The 21,739-nt window shown below is 74.0% G+C and carries 3 protein-coding genes; 1 reads left to right on the forward strand and 2 read right to left on the reverse strand.

The window, feature by feature from the left end:
* The first annotated feature begins 32 nt into the window (after positions 1-32).
* The gene (locus tag AB0N03_RS11485; RefSeq protein WP_364369043.1) at positions 33-302 is read left to right on the forward strand and encodes a hypothetical protein; all 270 of its coding nucleotides are present in this window, start codon (positions 33-35) and stop codon (positions 300-302) included.
* 245 nt (positions 303-547) lie between these two features.
* On the opposite strand, the gene AB0N03_RS11490 is transcribed toward AB0N03_RS11485, so the two are convergent.
* Both AB0N03_RS11490 and AB0N03_RS11495 read right to left on the reverse strand, forming a co-directional pair.
* Positions 548-5,899, reverse strand: coding sequence for a type I polyketide synthase (locus AB0N03_RS11490; RefSeq protein ID WP_364369046.1), 5,352 nt, complete (start codon positions 5,897-5,899; stop codon positions 548-550).
* A complete protein-coding gene (locus AB0N03_RS11495; RefSeq protein WP_364369049.1) occupies positions 5,896-21,729 on the reverse strand; it encodes a type I polyketide synthase in 15,834 nt (5,277 codons plus the stop codon). Before AB0N03_RS11495 ends, AB0N03_RS11490 begins: the two co-directional genes overlap by 4 nt.
* Positions 21,730-21,739 lie beyond the last annotated feature (10 nt).

The following is a 21,739-nucleotide window of genomic DNA, read 5'->3' on the forward strand; positions in this document are numbered from 1 at the left end:
AACAGAACCGGACCACCGCCTCGGAGGTAGCCATGATGGCCATTCAAACCGCTCCCGGAGTCACCCAGCGGATGCTTCCCGACGGGCATCTCGAGCTGATCTGCACCAGCACCAGCCGCCAGGTGGAGTGCGAACCGGTCGCCGCGGCGATGTGGATCGCGCTCAAGCAGCACAACGGAGATGTCGACGGCGCGAGCGCCGTCCTCGCCGCGCTGTGGGAGACGGACGTCGACGGCATCCGCTACGACATGATCGCCCTGGCCGGTTCGCTGTGCTCCCTCGGCCTTCTCACCGAGACGTGATCCGCTGAACCGCTCCGGTTCCGGGCTCAGGCGACCTGCCGGATCAGGTCGCCTGCTCGTACAGGGGTCTCGACTTCGGCCGGTGGCCGGTAGCCACCGGCCTGCTGACGCCGCCGATCCGATCGTGGATCCCGCGAGCACGCGAAGCCCCCCACTGCGGCCACCACCCTTCTCAAGTACGCAACGAGTCCCACACAGCCGTAGCCGTGTGGGACTCGCGTGACGGCAGCGGGCGACCCGCGTGCTCAGATCGGCTTGCTGTCCAGTTCTTCGTCCAAGAGCGCGAAGAGGTCCTCGGCACTGGCGCTCTCGATGTCCTCGGACTCGTCGGGAGCCGTGTACGAAGCCAGCAGGGCGGTCAACCGGGTGACCAGCTTCTCGCGTGCGGCCTCATCCAGAGCGGTGTCCCGCAGCGCGGTCTCGAGGGCCGCCAGCCGGGAGTCCACCACGGACGGTTGATCCGCCAGGTCCGCGCCGAGGAACCCGGCCACCGCGGTGGCGGACGGATAATCGAAGATCAGGGTGGCCGGCAGCCGCCGTCCGGACACCTCGTCCAGCCGGTTGCGCAACTCGATCGCCGTCAGTGAATCGAAGCCGAGCTCGATGAACCCCTTCCTGGGGTCGATCGCGTCCGGGCGATCGTGGCCGAGCACCACCGCGGCCGTGCCGCACACCAGGTCGAGCAGCGCCCGCTCCCGCTCTCCGGCGGGCAGCGCCACGATGCGGGCCCACGAGTCGTCGGTGACCGTCGCCCGCCGCCGCGCGCCACCGCGCACCAGTCCCCGCACCATCGCCGGCAACCGGTGTGCCTCGGCCCGCAGCCCGGCCTCGTCGAGCCGTACCGGCACCAGGGCCGGCTGCTCGGTGCCGAACGTCGCGTCGAACAACCCGAGCCCGTCCGCGAACGACAGCCCGCCCACCCCGGATCGCGACATCCGGACCAGGTCGGTGTCCCCGAGCGCATCCGCCATGCCGCCCTCGGACCACATGCCCCACGCCAGCGACACCGCCGGCAGCCCGAGCGCGACGCGGTGGTGGGCCAGCGCGTCGAGGAACACGTTCCCGGCCGAGTAGTTCGCCTGCCCGGCCGAACCGAGCGTCCCGGCGACCGAGGAGAACAGCACGAACGCGGCCAGGTCGAGCTCCGCGGTCAGCTCGTGCAGGTGCCAGGCCGCGTCCAGCTTCGGCCGCAGCACCGCGTCCATCCGGTCCGGGGTCAGCGCGAGCAGCACCCCGTCGTCCAGGACGCCGGCCGTGTGCACGACCGCGGTCAGCGGGTGCTCGGCCGGCACGCCGGCCACCAACGCGGCCGCCGCGGCCCGATCCGCGAGATCGCCGGCCACCAGCGAAACCGAAGCGCCCAGCTCCTCCAGTTCCGCCTTGAGCTCCGCCGCGCCCGGGGCCGCTTCGCCACGACGGCTGCTGAGCAGCAGGTGGCGCACGTCGTGCGCGGTCACCAGGTGCCGCGCGATCAGCCGGCCCAGCGCGCCGGTGCCGCCGGTGACCAGCACGGTTCCGGCCGGGTTCAGCGACGGCGGCCGGCTCTCGGGGACGAACTTCGCCAGCCGGTGCACCAGCACCGCCCCGTCCCGGACGGCGGCTCCGGACTCACCGGCGTGGATCGCCCCGAGCACCGTGTCGAGCGCCGGGTCGCCGCCGTCGACGTCGACGTCGACCACCATGAACCGATCCGGGTATTCCAGCTGGGCCGACCGGACGACGCCCCACAACGCGGCGTGGGTCAGGTCGCCGATGCCCTCGTGGGGATGCGTCGCGATGGCGCCGGAGGCGACCACGACCAGCCGCGAACCGGCCAGCGTCTCCTCACCGACCCAGGCCCGCACCAAAGCCAGCAGCCGGTGGGTGGCCTCGCGCGCCGCCGTGGGCGACGTCGTCCCGGGCGCCGCGAACGACACGAACACCACGTCCGGGACGGCCGTCCCCGCCCGCACCGCGTCGACCAGGGCGGAAAGGTCCACATAGGACTCTCCGCCGAGGCCGAAGGGGTCCGCGCCGAGCACCGCGCGCGAGACGCCGGCCGCGGCATCGCCGGTGTAGGGAAGCCATTCCACCCGGAACAGCGAGTCGCCGGCGGACGGCCGGGTGATCGAGGCGAACGCGTCGTCGGCGATCGGCCGCAGGGCCAGCGATCCCACGGTCAGCATCGGCGCCCCGGTGGGGTCGGTGGCCGTGAGCGACACGGTGTTCTCGACATCCGACGAGAGCAGCACGCGCAGGCTCGATGCCCCACCGGCGTACAGCGAAACCCCGGTCCACGCGAACGGCAACGCCGGCTTGTCCTCCGTCAGCCCGGCGAGGCCGATGGTGTGCAGCGCGGCATCCAGCAGGGCCGGGTGCATGCCGAACGCCGAACCGTCGGCGTGGTCCGGCAAGACGACTTCGGCGGCCAGGGTGTTCCCGTCGCGCCAGACGCGGCGAAGCCCGGCGAACACCGGCCCGTAGTCGAAGCCCTGGGCGGCGAGTTCGTCGTAGCGACCGGTCACGTCGATCTCGACGGCCCCGGCCGGGGGCCACTCCGCGATGGCCGCGGGCGCGTCCGCCGACGGCGACAGCCTGCCGCTGGCATTCTTCGTCCACTCGCCGGCCTCGCCGGACCGCGAGTAGATGTTGACCGAGCGGGCGCCCGACTCGTCCTCCGCGCCCACCGTCACCTGGATCGGGACGGCTCCGTCTTCGGGCAGGATCAGCGGCACCGCGAGGGTCAGCTCGTCGACCTTCGCGCAGTTCACCTCGTCGCCCGCCCGCACGGCCAGTTCGACGAAGGCCGTCCCGGGGAACAACGCGACCCCCTGCACGACGTGGTCGCCGAGCCACGGCTGCGCGTGCAGCGAGAGCTTCCCCGTGAGCACCACGCCGCCGGTGTCGGCGGTCGTCACGACCGCGCCCAGCAGCGGGTGCCCGGCGTCGAGTTGGCCGACTTCGGTGACTCCGCGGACGCGGGCGCCGGTCGGGTTCTCCAGCCAGTAACGCTTGCGCTGGAAGGCGTACGTCGGCAGCTCGACGGCCGAGCCGCCGGCGTAGAACGCCGCGAAGTCCACAGTGGCCCCGCTGACGAAGAGCGCCGCCACCGCGGCGGCCGCCGATTCGGCTTCGGGCCGGTCCTTGCGCAGCACCGGGACGAACGTCACCCGGTCGTCCGCGCCCAAGCACGTCTGGCCCATCGCGGTCAGCACCGCCGACGGGCCGACCTCGACGAACGTCGTGACGCCCGCGTCGAGCAGCGTGCGGATCCCGTCGGCGAACCGGACGGCGTCGCGCACCTGGCTCACCCAGTACTCCGGTGAAGTCAGGTCGGCGTCGGGAGAAACCGTCGAGATGATCGGAATCTCCGGCGTGCGGTAGGTCAGGTTCCGGGCGATGAACGCGAAGTCCGCCAGCATCGGCTCCATCAGGGCCGAGTGGAACGCGTGCGAAACCTTCAGCCGCGAAGTCTTCTCGAACTTCTCGGCGACGGCGAGCACCGCGTCCTCGTCCCCGGAGAGCACCACGGACGCCGGGCCGTTGACGGCGGCGATCGACACGCCGTCGGTCAGCAGCGGCACGACGTCGGCTTCGGTGGCCGCCACGGCGACCATCGCGCCCCCGGCGGGCAGCGCCTGCATCAAGCGAGCCCGGGCCGTCACCAGCGTGCACGCGTCCTCGAGCGAGAGCACGCCGGCGACGTGCGCCGCGGCCAGCTCGCCGATCGAGTGCCCGAGCAGGTAGTCCGGCCGGACGCCCCAGGACTCGAGCAGGCGGAACACCGCGACCTCGACGGCGAACAACGCGGGCTGCGTGTACCCGGTCTCCTCGGAGCCGAGCACCGTCTTCAGCGGGACGTCCAGGTGCTGGTCCAGCTCGGCCGCCACCTGGTCGAAGGCCTCGGAGAACGCCGGGAACGCGGCCGCCAGCTCCAGGCCCATCCCTGCGCGCTGCGCGCCCTGGCCGGTGAACAGGAACGCCGTGCGCCCCGCCTCCGCCACCCCGTCGACGACGCCGGCCGGACGGCCCGCCGCGTACTCGGTGAGCGCCCGGATCGCGCCCGCCCGGTCGGCGGCCACGACCCCGGCGCGGTGCTCGGCGAGGGTACGGGTGGTCACCAGCGAATACCCGATGTCCACAGTGGACGCGTCGCCGGTCAGAGCGGCGAGCTTGCCCGCCTGCGCCCGCAGGGCCTCCGGGTCATTGGCGGACAGCAGCCAGGTCACCGGACCTTCGCCGGCGGAGGAGACCGCTACCGGGTCGCCCTGCTCGACGATCACGTGCGCGTTGGTGCCGCTGATGCCGAACGACGACACGCCGGCGCGGCGCGGCCGCCCGGTCTCCGGCCACGGCCGTTCGGCGGTGAGCAGCGAGACCGTGTCCGACCACTCGACGTGCGGCGAGGGCTCCTCGGCGTGCAGGCTGCGCGGGAGGACGCCGCGCCGCAGCGCCTCCACCATCTTGATCACGCCGCCGACTCCGGCGGCCGCCTGCGTGTGGCCGACGTTCGACTTGAACGACCCGACGTGCAGCGGCCGCTCCGGCGTCGCCGCCTTGCCGTAGGTCGAGATCAGGGCCTGCGCCTCGATCGGGTCACCCAGCTTGGTGCCGGTGCCGTGCGCTTCGACGGCGTCCACATCGGACAGTTCCAGTCCGGCGTCGGCCAGCGCCGCGCGGATCACGCGCTGCTGCGCGGGCCCGTTCGGGACGGTGATGCCGCTGGACGCGCCGTCGGAGTTGACCGCGCTGCCGCGCAGCACGGCCAGCACGTGGTGGCCGTTGCGCCGCGCGTCGGAAAGCTTCTCCAGCAACAGCATTCCGGCGCCTTCGGAGCAGCCGACGCCGTCGGCGCCGCTGCCGAACGCCTTGCACCGGCCGTCGGGGGACAGCCCCTGCTGCTCGCTGAAGTAGACGAACATGTCCGGCGTCACCATCACGGTCACGCCGCCCGCCAGCGCCAGCGAACACTCGCCGCGGCGCAGCGCCTGCGCCGCCCAGTGCAGGGCGACCAGCGAGGACGAGCAGGCCGTGTCCACCGACACCGAGGGGCCTTCGAGGCCGAGGGTGTAGGAGATGCGGCCGGAAATGAGACTGCCGTCGCTGCTCCCGGCGCCGTAGTCGTGGTACATCACCCCCGCGAAGACGCCGGTCTTGCTGCCGCGCAACGTCGAGGGCACGATGCCGGCGCGTTCCACGGCCTCCCACGCCGTCTCCAGCACGACCCGCTGCTGCGGGTCGAGCGTGCGGGCTTCGCGCGGGGAGATCCCGAAGAACTCCGGCTCGAAGTCGGCGGCGTCGTGGAGGAAGCCGCCCTCCTTCGAGTAGGTCGTGCCGGGGCGGCCCGCGGTATCGAAGATCGACGCGGTGTCCCAGCCCCGGTCCGCCGGGAACTCGCCGATGGCGTCGGTGCCGCCCGCGACCAGGTCCCAGAGCTCCGAGGGCGTCGTGACCCCGCCGGGGTAGCGGCAGCCCATGCCGATGATCGCGATCGGCTCGCTCATCGCCGCGGTGAGCTTCTGGTTGTCCGCCTTGAGCCGCTCGTTGTCCATCATGGACTGCCGCAGCGCCGCGACGATCTGCTCGGTGGACGGCGCGGTGTTCGGTTGGCCGGTCACTGGGAGTCCCCTCCGTCGTCGGTCTGGGTGCCGGCCATCGCGGACCGCACCAGGTCGGCCAGGTCCATCCCGGCGATCGCCGCCACCTCGTCGGTTCCGTTGGCCTCGGCCACCTCTTCGACCGGCTCGCCGAGCTCGGGCAGCAGCTCGCCCAGCAGGAACCGGGTCAGCGGCAGCGGGCTCGGGTAGTCGAAGATCAGCGTCGCCGGCAGGCGCAGCCCGCAGGCCGCCCCGAGCCGGTTGCGCAGTTCCAGCGCGGCTAGGGAGTCGATGCCCAGGTCGGTGAAGCCCTTCTCGACGCCGACCGCCGAAGCGTCGTCGTAGCCGAGGACGGCCGCCGCGTGCTCGCAGACCAGCTGCAGCAGCGCCGATTCCCGTTCGTCGGCCGACATTCCGGTCAGCTTCTCGGCGAACCCGGCTTCGGGTGCCGCCGTCACCGTGCCCGCCGCCGCGGCGGCCCGCCGCGGGGTGGCCGTGACCAGGCCCCGTAGGAGCGGTGCCAGCCGGTCGGCCTCCCGCAGGTCGGCGAGCTTCACCGGCACCAGCGCCGGTTCGCCGGCCGCGAGCGCGGCGTCGAAGAGCGCGAGACCGTCGTCGACGGCCAGCTCCGCGACCCCGGACCGGGCGATGTGCGTCAGGTCGACCGCGTCGCCGCTGCCTTCCCACGGACCCCAGGCCAGCGACGTCGCCGGGAGGCCCAGCGCCGCGCGGTGCCCGGCCAGTGCGTCCAGGAAGACGTTGCCCGCGGCGTAGTTCGCCTGCCCCGCGGCGAGCAGCAGGCCGCCCGCCGAGGAGTAGAGCACGAACGCCTTGAGGTCCAGCGAAGCGGTCAGCTCGTGCAGGTGCCAGGCCGCGTCCACCTTGGGCCGCAGCACGTTCTCGACCTGCGCTGGGGTGAGCGCGCTCAGCACCGCGCTGTCCATCTGCCCGGCGGCGTGCACCACGGCGGTGAGGTCGGGCAGCGACGCGATCAGCGTGGCCAGCTCGGCCCGGTCGGTGACGTCGCAGGCCGCGACGGTCACCGAAGCACCCAGCTCGTCGACCAGTTCACGAGCACCCGGCGCGTCCAGGCCCCGACGGCTGGTCAGGACCAGTTTCCGGGCACCGCGGGCGACCAGGTGCCGGGCCAGGTGGCCCCCGAGCAGGCCGGCGCCACCGGTGACGAGCACCGTGCCGTCGGCGTCCCACTCGACCGGGTCGCCCACCGTGGTGACCTTGGCCAGCCGCGGCACGCGGACCTCGCCGACCCGGACGATCGCTTCCGGCTCGCCGGAGGCCACCACCGCGGGCAGCGCCCGCATCGACTGGGGCAGGTCGTCGACGTCGACCACCTGGACCCGCCCGGGGTTCTCCGCCTGCGCGGCCCGGACGAGACCCCAGACCGGCGCCTGAGCGAGGTCCGGGCTGTCGGCCACGGCGTTGCGCGTGACGACCAGGAGTTTGCCGTCGGACGTCCCGTCGAGCCAGGTCTGCAGCTGCCGCAGGGTTTCCTGGACGGTCGCGTGGACCTGCGCGGGCATCTCGCCCTCGACCGAGCCGACCGGCAGGACCAGGACGTCCGCCGCCGCCGGTTCTTCGTGGGTGGGAACGCCCAGGCCGAGGTCGTCGGTGCCGAGCACGGCCCAGCCCTCGAGGGACTTGACCAGGCGGACACCGGCGGCGGGCTGCCAGTCGATCCGGTAGAGCGAGTCGGGGACCTTGGCGCCCAGCTGGCCCTCCGACACCGGCCGCGTCACCAGCGACTCGATCCAGGCGACCGGCGAACCGGTCGCGTCGGCCAGCGCGAGCGAAGCGTCCTTGCCCTCCTTGCGGACCCACACTCGTAGCGTGGTGGCTCCGGCGGCGTGCAGCGAGACCTGGTTCCAGGCGAACGGGATCGTCGTCTCGGTCAGCGCCTTCGGGCCGCCGGGGACGAGGAAGTCCGTCGCGCCCAGCGCCGAGTCGAGCAGACCCGGGTGCAGGCCGAACTCACTCGCCGCGGTGCCCTCGGGCAGCGCCACCTCGGCGAAGACCTCCCCTTCGCGCAGCCACACCGCGCGCAGGTTCCGGAACACCGGGCCGTAACCGAAGCCGAGCCCGGCCAGGTCGTCGTAGAGCCCGGTGAGGTCGGCGGCTTCGGCGCCCTCCGGGGGCCACACCGAGAGGTCGAACTCCGCCGGCTGAGCCCCGGCGGAGAGGGTGCCGGCCGCGTGCTGCGTCCAGCCGTCCTCGGCGCGGGAGTGCACCGACAGCTCACGACGCCCGCCCGCACCCGGAGCACCGACGACGACGCGGATGTCGACGCCGCCTTCGTCCGGCAGCAGCAGCGGCGCCTGCTGGGTCAGCTCTTCCAGGACGTCGCAGCCGACCTGGTCGCCGGCGTGCAGGGCCAGCTCGACGTACGCGGTGCCCGGCAGCATCGTCCGGCCCATCACCACGTGGTCGGCCAGCCAGGTCTGCCGGTCGGCCGCGAGCCGGCCGGTGAGCACGGCGCCGCCGTCGGGCAGCTCCACCAGCGCGCCCAGCAGCGGGTGCCCGGCGGCCTTGGCGCCCAGCGAGCCGACGTCGCCGGCCCGCTTCGTCGCGTTGAGCCAGTACTCCTTGTTCTGGAAAGCGTAGGTCGGCAGGTCCACGGTGGACGCACCACGCCCGGCGAACACCGCGGCCCAGTCGGGCTTCGCACCGCGCGAGTACAGCGTGGCCAGCGCGGTGAACAGCGTCGGGACCTCGTCGCGGCCCCGGCGCAGCGCGGGCACGCCCACGACGCGGTCGGGCCGGTCGGCGGCCGACGTGTCGCACTCGCGGGCCATGCCCGTCAGCACGGCGTCCGGGCCCAGCTCGACGAACCGGGTGACCCCGGCCGAGAGCAGCGTGCCGACGCCGTCGGCGAAGCGGACGGCCTCCCGCACGTGGTTCACCCAGTACTCCGGCGAGCAGAGCTGCTCGGCGGTGGCGATCCGGCCGGTCACGTTGGAGACGACCGGGATGCCCGGCGCCGAGTACGTCAGCTTCTCCGCCACCACGGCGAAGTCGGCCAGCATCGGCTCCATCAGCGAGGAGTGGAAGGCGTGCGAGACGACCAGCTGCTTCACGCGCCGTCCGGCTTCCTTGAAGGCCGCCATGGCGGCCTTCACCGCGTCTTCCGGACCGGAGACGACCACCGAACGCGGGCCGTTGACCGCGGCGACGTCGACCTCGGCCGGGAGCGCGGCGCGCACCTCGTCCTCGGTCGCCGCGATCGCCGCCATGGCTCCTCCGCCCTTGCCCCCGCCACCACCCTCAACGGAGTCGCTCCGCGACGCTGCGTCATTCCCGGGCAGCGCCTGCATGAGGCGACCGCGGGCCGCGACCAGGGCACAGGCGTCGGCCAGGGACAGCACCCCGGCGACGTGGGCCGCGGCCAGCTCGCCGATCGAGTGCCCGGCGACGTAGTCCGGGGTGATGCCCCACGACTCGACCAGGCGGTAGAGCGCGACCTCGATCGCGAAGAGCGCGCACTGCGTGTACGCCGTCTTGTTCAGCAGCTCGCCGTCGTCGGAGCCCTTCTCGGCCCAGATGACCTGCTTCAGCGGGACGTCCGTGTCGAACAGGCCGCACGCTTCGTCGAAGGCACCGGCGAAGACCGGGAAGGCCTCGTACAGCTCGCGGCCCATGCCCGGCTGCTGCGCGCCCTGTCCGGTGAACAGGAACGCGGTCAGGTCGGCCGCGCTGGTCGTGCCGGTGACCGTGCCCGCCGGGGTCCCGCCGGTGGCGAGGCCGTCGAGCGCCTTCAAAGCGGCGTCGCGACCCGCGGCCAGGACCACCGAGCGGTGGTCGAGGCCGGCCCGCCCGGTGGCGAGCGAGTAGCCGACGTCGGTCAGGTCCAGTTCCGGGTTCGACCGGATCCACGCGGCCATCCGGGCCGCCTGGTCGGCGAGCGCCGCCGCCGTGGTGCCGGCGATCGGCAGCGGGACCGACGGCAACGCCGGTGCCGTCCGGCGCGGACGCTCCACAGTGGACGGCGGTGCCTCTTCGATGATGATGTGCGCGTTGGTGCCGCTGATGCCGAAGGACGAGACGCCGGCCCGGCGCGGACGGCCGTTCGGCAGCCACGGCCGGGCCTCGCTCAGCAGCTCGATGTCGCCGGTGGTCCAGTCGACGACCGGGGACGGCGCGTCGATGTGCAGCGACTTCGGCAGCGTGTTGTGCCGCATGGCCTGCACGACCTTGATCACGCCCGCCGCGCCGCCGGAAGCCTGCGCGTGGCCGATGTTGGACTTCACCGAGCCCAGGTACAGCGGCCGCCCGTCCGGACGGGCCTGGCCGTAGGTGGCCAGCAGCGCCTGCGCCTCGATCGGGTCACCCAGCTTCGTGCCCGAACCGTGTGCCTCGACGGCGTCCACTTCGGACGGCTTCAGGCCACCCGCCGCCAGAGCCGCGTGGATCACGCGTTCCTGCGACGGCCCGTTCGGCGCGGTGAGGCCGTTGGACGCACCGTCCTGGTTGACGGCGCTGGAGCGGACCACCGCGAGGACCTCGTGGCCGTTGCGCTGCGCGTCGGAGAGCCGCTCCAGCAAGAGCAGGCCCGCGCCCTCCGCCCAGCCGACGCCGTCGGACGCCGCGGAGAAGGACTTCGACCGGCCGTTGGGCGAGAGCACGCCCTGGCGGCTGGAGTCGACGAAGAGATCCGGCTGCGAGAGCAGCGTGACGCCGCCCGCGAGGGCCAGCCCGCACTCCCCCGCCCGCAGCGCCTGCACCGCGAGGTGCAGCGTGACCAGCGAAGACGAGCACGCGGTGTCGACCGTCATGCACGGGCCTTCCAGCCCCAGCAGGTAGGAGATGCGGCCGGAGACGACCGCGCCCGAGCTGCCGTTGGGGATGTAGGCGGCGACGTCGGCGGGCGCGCCGGGGACGCGGCTGCCGTAGTCGTCGTACATCGCGCCGGTGAAGACGCCGGTCATGCTGCCGCGCAGCGCGGTCGGGTCGATGCCGGCGCGCTCGATGGCCTCCCACGCCGTCTCCAGCAGGAGCCGCTGCTGCGGGTCCATGGCCAGCGCCTCGCGCGGGCCGATGCCGAAGAACGCCGGGTCGAACTCGGTGCCGTGGTGGAGGAAACCGCCTTCGCGGGCGTAGGTCTTGCCGCGCTTGCCCCGCTCGGGGTCGTAGATGCTGTCGATGTCCCAGCCGCGGTTCGTCGGGAACTCCGACACGGCGTCGACCTCGTCGACCAGCAGCTGCCAGAGGTCCTCCGGCGACCGGACGCCGCCGGGGTACCGGCAGGCCATGCCGACGATCGCGATGGGCTCCTGCATCGACGCGTTGGTCCGGGTCGTGGTGGCCGGGACCTTGGCGACCGCGCCGAGCAGCTTGCCCTTGACGAAGTCCGCCACCGCCTTGGCGGTCGGGTGGTCGAAGATCAGCGTCGCGGGCAGGGTCAGGCCGGTCGCGGTGCCGAGCAGGTTGCGCAGCTCGACCGCGGCCAGCGAGTCGAAGCCGAGCTCCTTGAACGCGCGGGTGCCGTCCACTTCGGACTTGTCCGCGTAGCCGAGCACGGTGGCCACCTGGGTGCGGACGATGTCCAGCAGCACGCGGTCGCGCTCGTTGTCGGCCAGCGAGGCCAGCTCGGCGGCCAGCGCGTTGTCGGCCGCCTTCGCCGCCTTGGCGGTCCGGCGGCCCTTCGGCGGGACGAACCCGCGCAGCAGCGCCGGCAGGTCGTCGGTCCGGGCCCGCAGCGCCGCGACGTCCACCCGCAGCGGAGCGATCACGGCGTCCTCGGTGGCGGTCGCCGCGTCGAACAGCGCGAGCCCCTGCTCCGCGGTGACCGCGGGGAGGCCGAGCCGCGCCATCCGGGCGAGGTCCGCCTCGGCCAGCTCGCCGCCGAGGCCGGTGTTCTCGGCCCACAGCCCCCAGGCCAGCGCCGTCGCCGGCAGGCCCGCGGCCCGCCGGTGCGCGGCGAGGCCGTCGAGGAACGCGTTGGCCGCGGCGTAGTTCGCCTGGCCCGCCGGCAGCACCTGGCCGCCGGCAGATGAGAACAGGACGAACGCGGCGAGGTCGTGGGTCAGCTCGTGCAGGTGCCAGGCGGCGTCCACCTTGGCCCGCAGGACCGAGTCGAGCCGGTCGGCCGTCAGCGAGTCGAAGACGCCGCTGTCGGCCGTGCCCGCCGCGTGCACGACGCCGGTGAGGTTGTCGATCGCCCCGAGCAGGCTCTCGACCTGGGCGCGCTCGGTGACGTCGCACGCCGCGACCCGCACCCGGGCCCCGAGGTCCTTCAGGTCCTCGACCAGCTGCTTGGCGCCCGGCGCACCGAGGCCGCGACGGCTGGTGAGCACCAGGTCGGTGACGCCGTGCTCGGCCACCAGGTAGCGGGCCAGCAGGCTGCCGAGCCCGCCGGTGCCGCCGGTGATCAGCACCGCGCCCGTTCCCCAGGGAGACGTGTCGCCGGACTCCGTCTTGACGTACCGCGGCACGAACACCGCGCCTTCGCGGATCGCGGCTTCCGGCTCTCCGGAGGCGACGACCGCCGCAATCGAGGCGGCCGCCGTGTCAGAATCGGCGTCGACGACGAACACGCGCCCGGGGTGCTCGGCCTGGGCCCCGCGGGCCAGGCCCCACAGCAGCCCCTGCGTGACGTCCACAGTGGACTCACCGGCGGGCACCGCGTCCTGCGTGACCACGGCCAGCTTGGTGATCCCGAACCGGGAGTCGGCCAGCCAGGCCTGGAGCTCGGCGAGCAGCCACGCGGTGTTCTCGCGGGCCGCGGCCGGGACGTCCCCTTCGGCGCCCGGCACGGTCAGCGTGATCAGGGCCGGCACCGGCTCGCCGCGGTCGATCGCCGCGGTGAGGTCGGCGAACCCGGCGTAGGTGGCGGCCACCCCGACCCGGCCGCGGCCGACGGCGACCACTCCGGTGTCGGACTGCGGCACGGAGACGGGCAGCCACGCGATCTTGAGCAGCGAGCCGTCCACCTCGGCCGGCGACGCCGTCAGCTCCCGGCGGACCGGCCGCGAGACGAGCGAGTCGATGGTCGCGACCGGGCGGCCCTCGCTGTCGGCCACCTCGATGGCCGACACCTCGTCGCCGTTCAGCCGCTCGATCCGCACCCGCAGCACCGAGGCGCCGGCGGCGTGCAGCGTGACGCCGTTCCAGACGAACGGGAGCAGGGTCGCGCCACCCGGGTCGCCGAGGAGGTCGGCGTGCATCGCGATGTCGAGCAACGCCGGGTGCAGGCCGTAGAGGCTCGCCGTCGACGCCGCCGGTTCCGGCAGCGCGACCTCGGCGAAGACCTCGTTGCCCCGCTTCCAGGCGGCCGTGAGCCCCTGGAACGACGGGCCGTAGCCGTACCCGCGCTCTTCGAGCAGGTCGTAGGCGCCCTCGACCACGATGGGGTTCGCCCCGGCCGGCGGCCATTCGGTGAGCCCGGCGGGCTCGGGCCGCGGCGCCGCGGACAGCGTGCCGACGGCGTGCTGGGTCCACTCGTCGCCGTCGATCGGACGGGAGAAGACCGTGACCGGGCGGCGGTCGCCGTCGGCGGGGCCGACCACGACCTGGAGCGCGACGGCACCGTCGGGCGGCAGGACGAGCGGCGCCTGCAGCGTCAGCTCTTCGACCGTCGAGTGGCCGACCTGGTCACCGGCCGCGATGGCGAGCTCGACGAAGCCGGTGCCGGGCACCAGGATCGCGCCCTTGACGACGTGGTCGGCCAGCCACGGGACCGACCCGGCCGACAGCCGGCCGGTGAGCACCGTGGTGTCCGAGCCGGACAGCGGCACGACCGCGCCCAGCATCGGGTGCGGCAGCGGCTGCTGCCCGACCGCCGTCACGTCGCCGGACGGGGTCGCGTCGAGCCAGAAACGCTTGTGCTGGAAGGCGTACGTCGGCAGGTCGAGCCGGATCGGGCCGTCGCCGAGCACGCGGTCCAGCTTGGCGGCCCCGCGGGTGTGGAGGCGGCCGAGCGCGGCCAGCGCGGTGCGCACCTCGTCCCGGTCGCGGCGGCCGAACGGCACGAACGCGGCGTCCGGGTCGATCTGCCGGCCGAGCGCGGTCAACACGCTGTCCGGCCCCAGCTCGAGGAACGTCCGCACGCCGTCGGCGGCCAAGGCGGCCACCGCGTCCCCGAAGCGCACGGCTTCGCGGACGTGGGTGACCCAGTACTCCGGCGAGGCCAGGTCGGCGCCGGGGGCAACCGTGGAGAAGACCGGGATTCGCGGCGCGTGGAACGTCAACCCCGCGGCGATCTCGCGGAACTCGTCGAGCATCGGCGCCATCAGCGGCGAGTGGAACGCGTGGCTCACGCGCAGCCGGCGCGTCCGGACGTCGGTGGCGCGCTCGATGTCGGACACGACGTCGGCGACCCCCGAGATGACGACCGACGCGGGGCCGTTGACGGCGGCGACGCTGACCTCGTCCTCGTGCCCGCGGATCAGCTCCCGCGCGGCCTCTTCGGTCGTGGCGAGGGAGACCATCGCCCCGGGCGGCGTGCTCAGCGTGCCCATCAGCCGGCCCCGTGCCGCGACCAGTTTCGCCGCGTCATCGAGGGAAAGCACTCCGGCGACGTGCGCCGCGGCCAGCTCGCCGATCGAGTGGCCGGCCAGCGCGTCGGGGACGATCCCCCACGACTCGGCGAGCCGGAACAGCGCGACCTCCACGGCGAACAAGGCGGTCTGCGTGTACTGCGTCTGGTCGAGCAGGCCGCGATCCGCCAGTGCCGTCGTGCCGAAGACGACGTCCCGCAGCGGCACGTCCAGCAGCGGATCGATCGCGGCGCAGACGGTGTCGAACGCCTCCGCGAAGACCGGGTAGGTCCCGGCCAGCGCGGCGCCCATCCCGACCTGCTGCGCGCCCTGCCCGGAGAACAGGAACGCGAGCTTGCCCTCGGTGACGACGTCGCCGCCCTGCTCGCCGGTGGCGAGCGCGTCGAGGCCGTCGGCCAGTTCGGCCGGGGTCCCGGCGACGACCACCGCGCGGTGCTCCAGGGCCGAGCGGGTCGAGTTGAGGGACCGCGCCAGCTCGGCGACGGTGACGTCTTCGTGGTCGGCGAGGTACTCGCGCAGCCGGGCGGCCTGGCCGCGCACGGCGGCCGGGGTGCGGCCCGAGAGCGCGACGGGGACGACGGCGTCGGGCTGCGGCTCGGCCGGCTGCTCGACGATCGCGTCTTCGGGCGCCTGCTCGATGATCACGTGGGCGTTGGTGCCGCTGATGCCGAACGACGAGACGGCGGCCCGGCGCGGGTGGCCGTTGGGTGACCAGTCGCGCGACTCGGTCAGGAGCCGCACCGCACCGGTGTCCCAATCGACCACGGTGGACGGACGGTCGACGTGCAGGGTCTGCGGCAGCTGCTCGTTGCGCAGCGCCATGACCATCTTGATGATGCCCGCGACGCCGGCCGCGGCCTGGGTGTGGCCGATGTTGGACTTGATCGACCCGAGCCACAGGGGCTGGTCCTCGGCGCGGTCCTGGCCGTAGGTGGCCAGCAGGGCCTGCGCTTCGATCGGGTCGCCGAGCGTGGTGCCGGTGCCGTGGCCTTCGACGGCGTCCACTTCGGACGGTGCGAGACCCGCGTCGGCCAGCGCCTTGGTGATCACGCGCTGCTGCGAGGGACCGTTCGGGGCGGTGAGGCCGTTGGACGCGCCGTCGTGGTTGACCGCGGAGCCCTTGAGCAGCGCGAGCACCGGGTGGCCGTTGCGCTTGGCGTCCGAGAGCCGCTCGACGAGCAGCATGCCCGCGCCCTCGCCCCAGCCGGTGCCGTCGGCCGCGTCGGCGAACGAGCGGCAGCGGCCGTCGGCGGACAGCCCGCGCTGGCGGCTGAAGTCGACGAAGGTGTCCGGAGTGGACATCACCGTGACGCCACCGGCGAGGGCGAGCGTGCACTCGCCGCGGCGCAGCGCCTGGGCCGCCCAGTGCAGGGCGACCAGCGACGACGAGCACGCCGTGTCGACGGTGACCGTCGGGCCTTCCAGGCCGAGGGCGTAGGACACGCGGCCGGAGACGACGCTGGCGAGGCTGCCGTTACCGAGGTAGCCCGCGATGTCGTCGGAAACCGTGCCGAGCCGGGTGCCCCAGTCGTGGTACATGACGCCGGCGAACACGCCGGTGGCGCTGCCGCGCAGGGAACCCGGGTCGATGCCGGCCCGCTCGAACGCCTCCCAGGACACCTCCAGCAGCAGCCGCTGCTGCGGGTCCATCGCGGCCGCTTCGCGCGGGCTGATTTCGAAGAAGTCGGCGTCGAACTCGGCGGCGTCGTGCAGGAAGGCGCCGTGCTTGACGTAGCTGTGGCCGGGCTTGCCGGGCTCGGGGTCGTAGAGGGCGTCGACGTTCCAGCCGCGGTCGGCCGGGAACGGCGTGAGCGCCTCCTCGCCGCCCGAGACGAGCCGCCACAGGTCCTCCGGCGTCGCCACGCCGCCGGGGTAGCGGCAGGCGATGCCGACGATGGCGATCGGCTCCTCCGGGTCGGCCGTGGTCACCGGTGCGACGGGCTTGGCCGGGGCCAGGCCGGCGACGCGTGTGACGAGGTACTCGGCCAGCGCGCGCGGGGTCGGGTGGTCGAACACCAGCGTCGCGGGCAGCCGCAGGCCGGTGACGGAGTCGAGGATGTTGCGCAGTTCCACCGCGGCGAGGGAGTCGAACCCGATCTCGCCGAACGGGCGGGACGGGCTGATCGCCGACGGACCGTCGTGGCCGAGCACGGCCGCGACGTGGGTGCGCACCAGGTCGAGCACCGCGCGGTCGCGGTCGGCCTCGGACAGCGAGACGAACCGCTCGGCGAACTGCCGCTCCGGGGTCAGCTCTCCGGCGGCCGCGGCGATGCGGCGCCGGTTCGCGGGGACGAGGCCGCGCAGGAGCGCCGGGACGTCGTCGCGAGCGCTCAGCGCGGCGCGGTCGACGCGGGTCGGCACAACGTTGGGCGTATCCGTGGCGATCGCGACGTCCAGCGCGGCCAGGCTTTCGGAAGCGGTCAGCGGGGCGAGGCCCAGCCGGCCGATCCGGCCCAGGTCCTTTTCGGACAGCCCGGCGCTCATGCCGAGCGCGGCGCCGTCGTCGGTCCACAGGCCCCAGGCCAGGGACGTCGCGGGCAGGCCCCGCGCACGCCGGTGCTCGGCCAACGCGTCGAGGAAGGTGTTGCCCGCCGCGTAGTTCGCCTGGCCCGCGCCGTCGACCAGCCCGGCCGACGAGGAGAACAGGACGAACGCGGCCAGGTCGGCTTCGGCGGTCAGCTCGTGGAGCGCCCAGGCGGCGTCGACCTTCGGTGCGAGGACGCCGTCCAGGCGGTCTTCGGTGAGCGAGCCGATCATCGCGTCGTCGAGCACACCGGCGGTGTGGACGACGGCGGACAGCGGCTGCTCGATCTTCTTGAGCGCGGCCGAAAGGGACCGCTTCTTCGTGACGTCGCAGGCGACGACCTGCGCCGTGGCGCCGTGCCCGGCCAGCTCGGCGACCAGCTCGGCCGCGCCCGGCGCGTCGATCCCGCGGCGGCTGAGCAGGGCCAGGTGCCGGACGCCGTGGGTCGTGACGAGGTGGCGCGCGACCTGCGCGCCGAGGCCGCCGGTCCCGCCGGTGACCAGCACGGTGCCCTCGGCGCGCCACGCCGGTCCGTCGGCGTCGGCGAGCAGGCGGACGAGCCGGGCGGCCCGCACCCGGTCGCCGTCGATCCGCAGCTCCGGCTCACCGGAGGCGAGCGCGGTGGCCAGCGTCGCGGCGGTGGTCTCGCCTTCGATCAGGACGATCCGGCCCGGGTGCTCGGCCTGCGCCGAGCGCACCAGCCCCCGCACGGCGGAGTCGGCGAGCGAGCCGGGAGTCCGGATCACGAGCTTGGCCGAAGCGAGGCGCTCGTCGGCGACGAACTCCTGGAGGACGGCGAGGACGCGGTGGGCGGCCTGCTTGGCCGCCGCCGGGATGCTCCGGCCCTTCGCGGCGACCGGCACGACGATCGTGTCCGGCACCTCGGTCAGCTCGGCGAGGTCGGCGACCTCGGCCACGGAGAACTGCGCGTCCGAAGCCGCGACCGGCGTCCACTCGACGGTGTGCAGCAGGTCCTGGGCCCGCGGACCCAGCTCGGCGCTTTGGACCGGACGGGAGCGGAACGACTCCACCGACAGCACCGGCGTCCCCGCCGGGTCGGTGATTTCCAGCGAGACGCCGCCGGTGGCGGGCGAGGTGATCCGCACCCGCACCTCGGCCGCGCCGGAAGCGTGCAGCCGCACGCCGGTCCACGCGAACGGCAGGCGGATCTCGCCGGCCTCCCGCGCCTCGCCCGGGGCGAAGTCGGTGGCGTGCAGGACGGCGTCGAGCAGCGCCGGGTGGATCCCGAAGTCCTCGTCCCGGCTGGGCAAGGCGACCTCGGCGAACACGACGTCATCGCGCTTCCACGCCGTGCGCAGGCCGCGGAACAGCGGGCCGTAGCCGTAGCCCTGCGCCGCCAGTTCTTCGTACAGCTCGCCGGTGGCGACGACCTCGGCGCCGGACGGCGGCCACTCGGTCATCGGCGCGGGCTCGGCGGCCGGTGCCTCGGCCAGCACGCCGACGGCGTGGCGGGTCCAGGCGACGTCGTGGGTGGCCCGCGAGTAGAACTCGATGGTGCGGCGGCCGTCCTCGACCGGGCCGACCACGGCCTGCACCTCGACGCCCCGGCCGTCCGGCACGGCGAGCGGCGCCTGCAGGGTCAGCTCGTCGACGACGTCGCAGCCCGCCCGCTCGGCGGCGTGCAGGGCCATCTCGACGAACGCGGTGCCGGGCAGCAGGGCCGTGCCGGCGATGGTGTGGTCGGCGAGCCACGGGTGCGACCGCAGGCCGATCCGGCCGGTCAGGACCAGGCCGTCGTGGTCGGCGAGGCCGAGCTCGGCGGCCAGCAGCGGGTGGCCGGAGGCGAGCTGGCCGAAGCCGGCCGCGTCGCCGGCCGCCGGCGCGGTGAGCCAGAAGTGCTTGCGCTGGAAGGCGTACGTCGGCAGGTCGACGGCATTGGCCGGGCCGAAGAACGCGGTCCAGCCGACCGGCACGCCCCGGGTGTGCAGCCGGCCGAGCGCGCCGGCGAGCGCCGGGACCTCGGCGTGACCGCGGCGCTGCGCGGGGACGAAGGTGAGGTCGGTGCCGTGCGGGCCGGTGGCGGCCATGGCCGCCAGGACGGCGTCCGGGCCGACCTCGATCGCGGTGGTGACCCCGGCCGCGGCGAGCGCGGCGATGCCGTCGGCGAACCGGACCGGCCGGCGCACGTGCCAGAGCCAGTAGCCGGGCGAGCACAGCTCCTCGGCGGTCGCCAGGCGGCCGGTGACGTTCGAGACGATCGGGATCGACGGCGTCGCGAAGTCGACGACCTCCAGGACCTCCCGGAACTCGGCGAGCATCGGCTCCATCAGCGGCGAGTGGAACGCGTGCGACACGCGCAGCTCGCTCGTCTTGCGGCCCTGCAGGCGGAACACCTCGGCGACGGCCTCGACCTCGGCGCGCTCGCCGGAGACCACGACCGAAGCGGGACCGTTGATCGCGGCGATGCTCACGCCGTCGGTGAGCACCGGACCGACCTCGTCCTCGGTCGCGGCGATCGCGACCATCGAACCGCCTTCGGGAAGCGCCTGCATGAGACGTCCACGCGCGGCGACGACCAAGCAGGCGTCCTCGAGCGACCAGACGCCGGCGATGTGCGCGGCGGCCAGCTCGCCGATCGAGTGGCCGAGCAGGACGGCCGGCTTGACGCCCCACGACTCCAGCAGCCGCGCGAGCGCGACCTCGACCGCGAACAGCGTGCACTGCGCGTACTGGGTGCCGTTCAGCTCCTCGGCGTCGTCGCCGAAGAGGACGTCGCGCAGCGGGCGGTCCATCTGCACGTCGAGGTGGTCGATGACCTCGTCGAAGACCTCGGCGAAGACCGGGTGAGCCAGGTACAGCTCCTTGCCCATGGCGAGGCGCTGCGAACCCTGGCCGGAGAACAGCATCGCGAGCTTGCCCGGCGTGCGCTCACCGGTGACGACGGCGCTGTCCTGGTCGCCCGCCGCCAGCGCGCGCAGGCCGCGGACGGCGTCCTCGGTGCTCTCGGCGACGACCACGGCGCGGTGGTCGTGCGCGGCGCGCGTGCCGGCCAGCGAGAAGCCGATCTCGGTGAGGGCTGTGAAGTCATCAGACTCCACAGTGGACACGAGCTTGGCCGCCTGCGCCCGCAGGGCTTCCTCGCTGCGGCCCGAGACGACGAGCGGCACGACCGGGAGCGGCTGGGTGTCGACGGTCTCGTCGGCCGTGGCGGGTGCCTGCTCGATGATGACGTGCGCGTTGGTGCCGCTGACGCCGAACGACGAGACACCCGCGCGGCGCGGACGCTCGACCGCGGGCCACTCACGGGCCTCGGTCAGCAGCTCGACCTCGCCCGCGGTCCAGTCGACGTGCGGGGTCGGCGCGTCGACGTGCAGGGTCTTCGGCAGCCGGCCGCGGCGGATCGCCTCGACCATCTTGATCACGCCGGCCACGCCGGCCGCGGCCTGGGTGTGGCCGATGTTGGACTTGATCGAGCCGAGCAGCAGCGGGGTTTCGCGGCTCTGGCCGTAGGCGGCGAGCAGCGCCTGCGCCTCGATCGGGTCGCCGAGCCGGGTGCCGGTGCCGTGCGCCTCGACAGCGTCCACTTCGGACGCTTCGAGCCGCGCGTCGGCGAGCGCGCGGTGGATCACGCGCTGCTGCGACGGGCCGTTGGGGGCGGTGAGGCCGTTGGACGCGCCGTCGGAGTTGATGGCGGTGCCGCGCACGATGGCGAGCACGGTGTGCCCGTTCGCGACCGCGTCGGACAGCCGTTCCAGCACCAGGACACCGACACCTTCGGCGAACCCGGTGCCGTCGGCGGCCGCGGCGAAGGCCTTGCAGCGGCCGTCTTCGGCGAGGCCGCGCTGGCGGCTGAACGCGGTGAACGTGCCGGGCCCGCCCATGACGGCGACGCCGCCGGCGAGGGCGAGGGGAGTCTCGCCGCGGCGCAGGGCCTGCACGGCGAGGTGCAGGGCGACGAGCGAGCCGGAGCACGCGGTGTCGACGGTCAGCGTCGGGCCTTCGAGGCCGAGGGCGTAGGCGACGCGGCCGGAGACGACGCTGGGCGCGTTGCCGGTGAGCAGGTAGCCGTCGAGGCCGTCCGGGGCCTCGTGCAGGCGCGGGCCGTACTCCTGGGCCTCGGCGCCGATGAAGACGCCGGCGGGCGTGCCGCGCAGCGTGGTCGGGTCGATCTTGGCGCGCTCCAGGGCTTCCCAGGCCGTCTCGAGCACCAGCCGCTGCTGCGGGTCCATCGCGGACGCCTCACGCGGCGCGATGCCGAAGAAGCCCGCGTCGAACTCGCCCGCGTCGGGCAGGAAGCCGCCGGAGGTGACGTAGCTGCTGCCCGGGCGGTCCGGGTCCGGGTCGTAGAGGCCGTCGAGGTCCCAGCCGCGGTCGGTGGGGAACCCGGTGATGGTGTGCACTTCTTCGGCCACGAGCCGCCAGAGGTCCTCGGGCGAGGCGGCCCCGCCCGGGTAGCGGCAGCCGATGCCGACGATCGCGACCGGCTCGTCGCGGTCGCCGGTCACCGACGGTCCACTGTGGACGAACTCGGCGCCGAACACCGCCGCGTGCAGGAAGCGCGCGACGGCGACCGGCGTCGGGTGGTCGAAGGCCAGGGTGACCGGCAGCTCGAGCCCGGTGGCCTCGGTGAGCCGCGCGTGCAGCTCCACCGCGGCCAGCGAGTCGAACCCGTGGTCGGAGAACGCCTTTTCCGGGTCGAGCACCGCCGGGACGTCCGGCCGGGCCGCCAGGAGCGCGGCCCGCGTGGCGTCGTGGACGACGTCGCCCAGGAATGCCGCGCGGTCACCGGGTGGCAGGTCGGTCAGCCGCTCCGCGAACCCGGACGCCCGATTCGATTCGGTCTCAAACTCACGCATTCCGCACTCC

The sequence above is a fragment of the Amycolatopsis sp. NPDC051061 genome, assembly GCF_040682935.1.
In the GTDB taxonomy this organism is placed as follows: Bacteria; Actinomycetota; Actinomycetes; order Mycobacteriales; family Pseudonocardiaceae; genus Amycolatopsis.

Bases quoted from the DNA above. Each gene is read 5' to 3' on its own strand.
- AB0N03_RS11485 (WP_364369043.1), top strand. From the start codon at position 33: ATGATGGCCATTCAAACCGCTCCCGGAGTCACCCAGCGGATGCTTCCC.
- AB0N03_RS11495 (WP_364369049.1), bottom strand. From the start codon at position 21,729: ATGCGTGAGTTTGAGACCGAATCGAATCGGGCGTCCGGGTTCGCGGAG.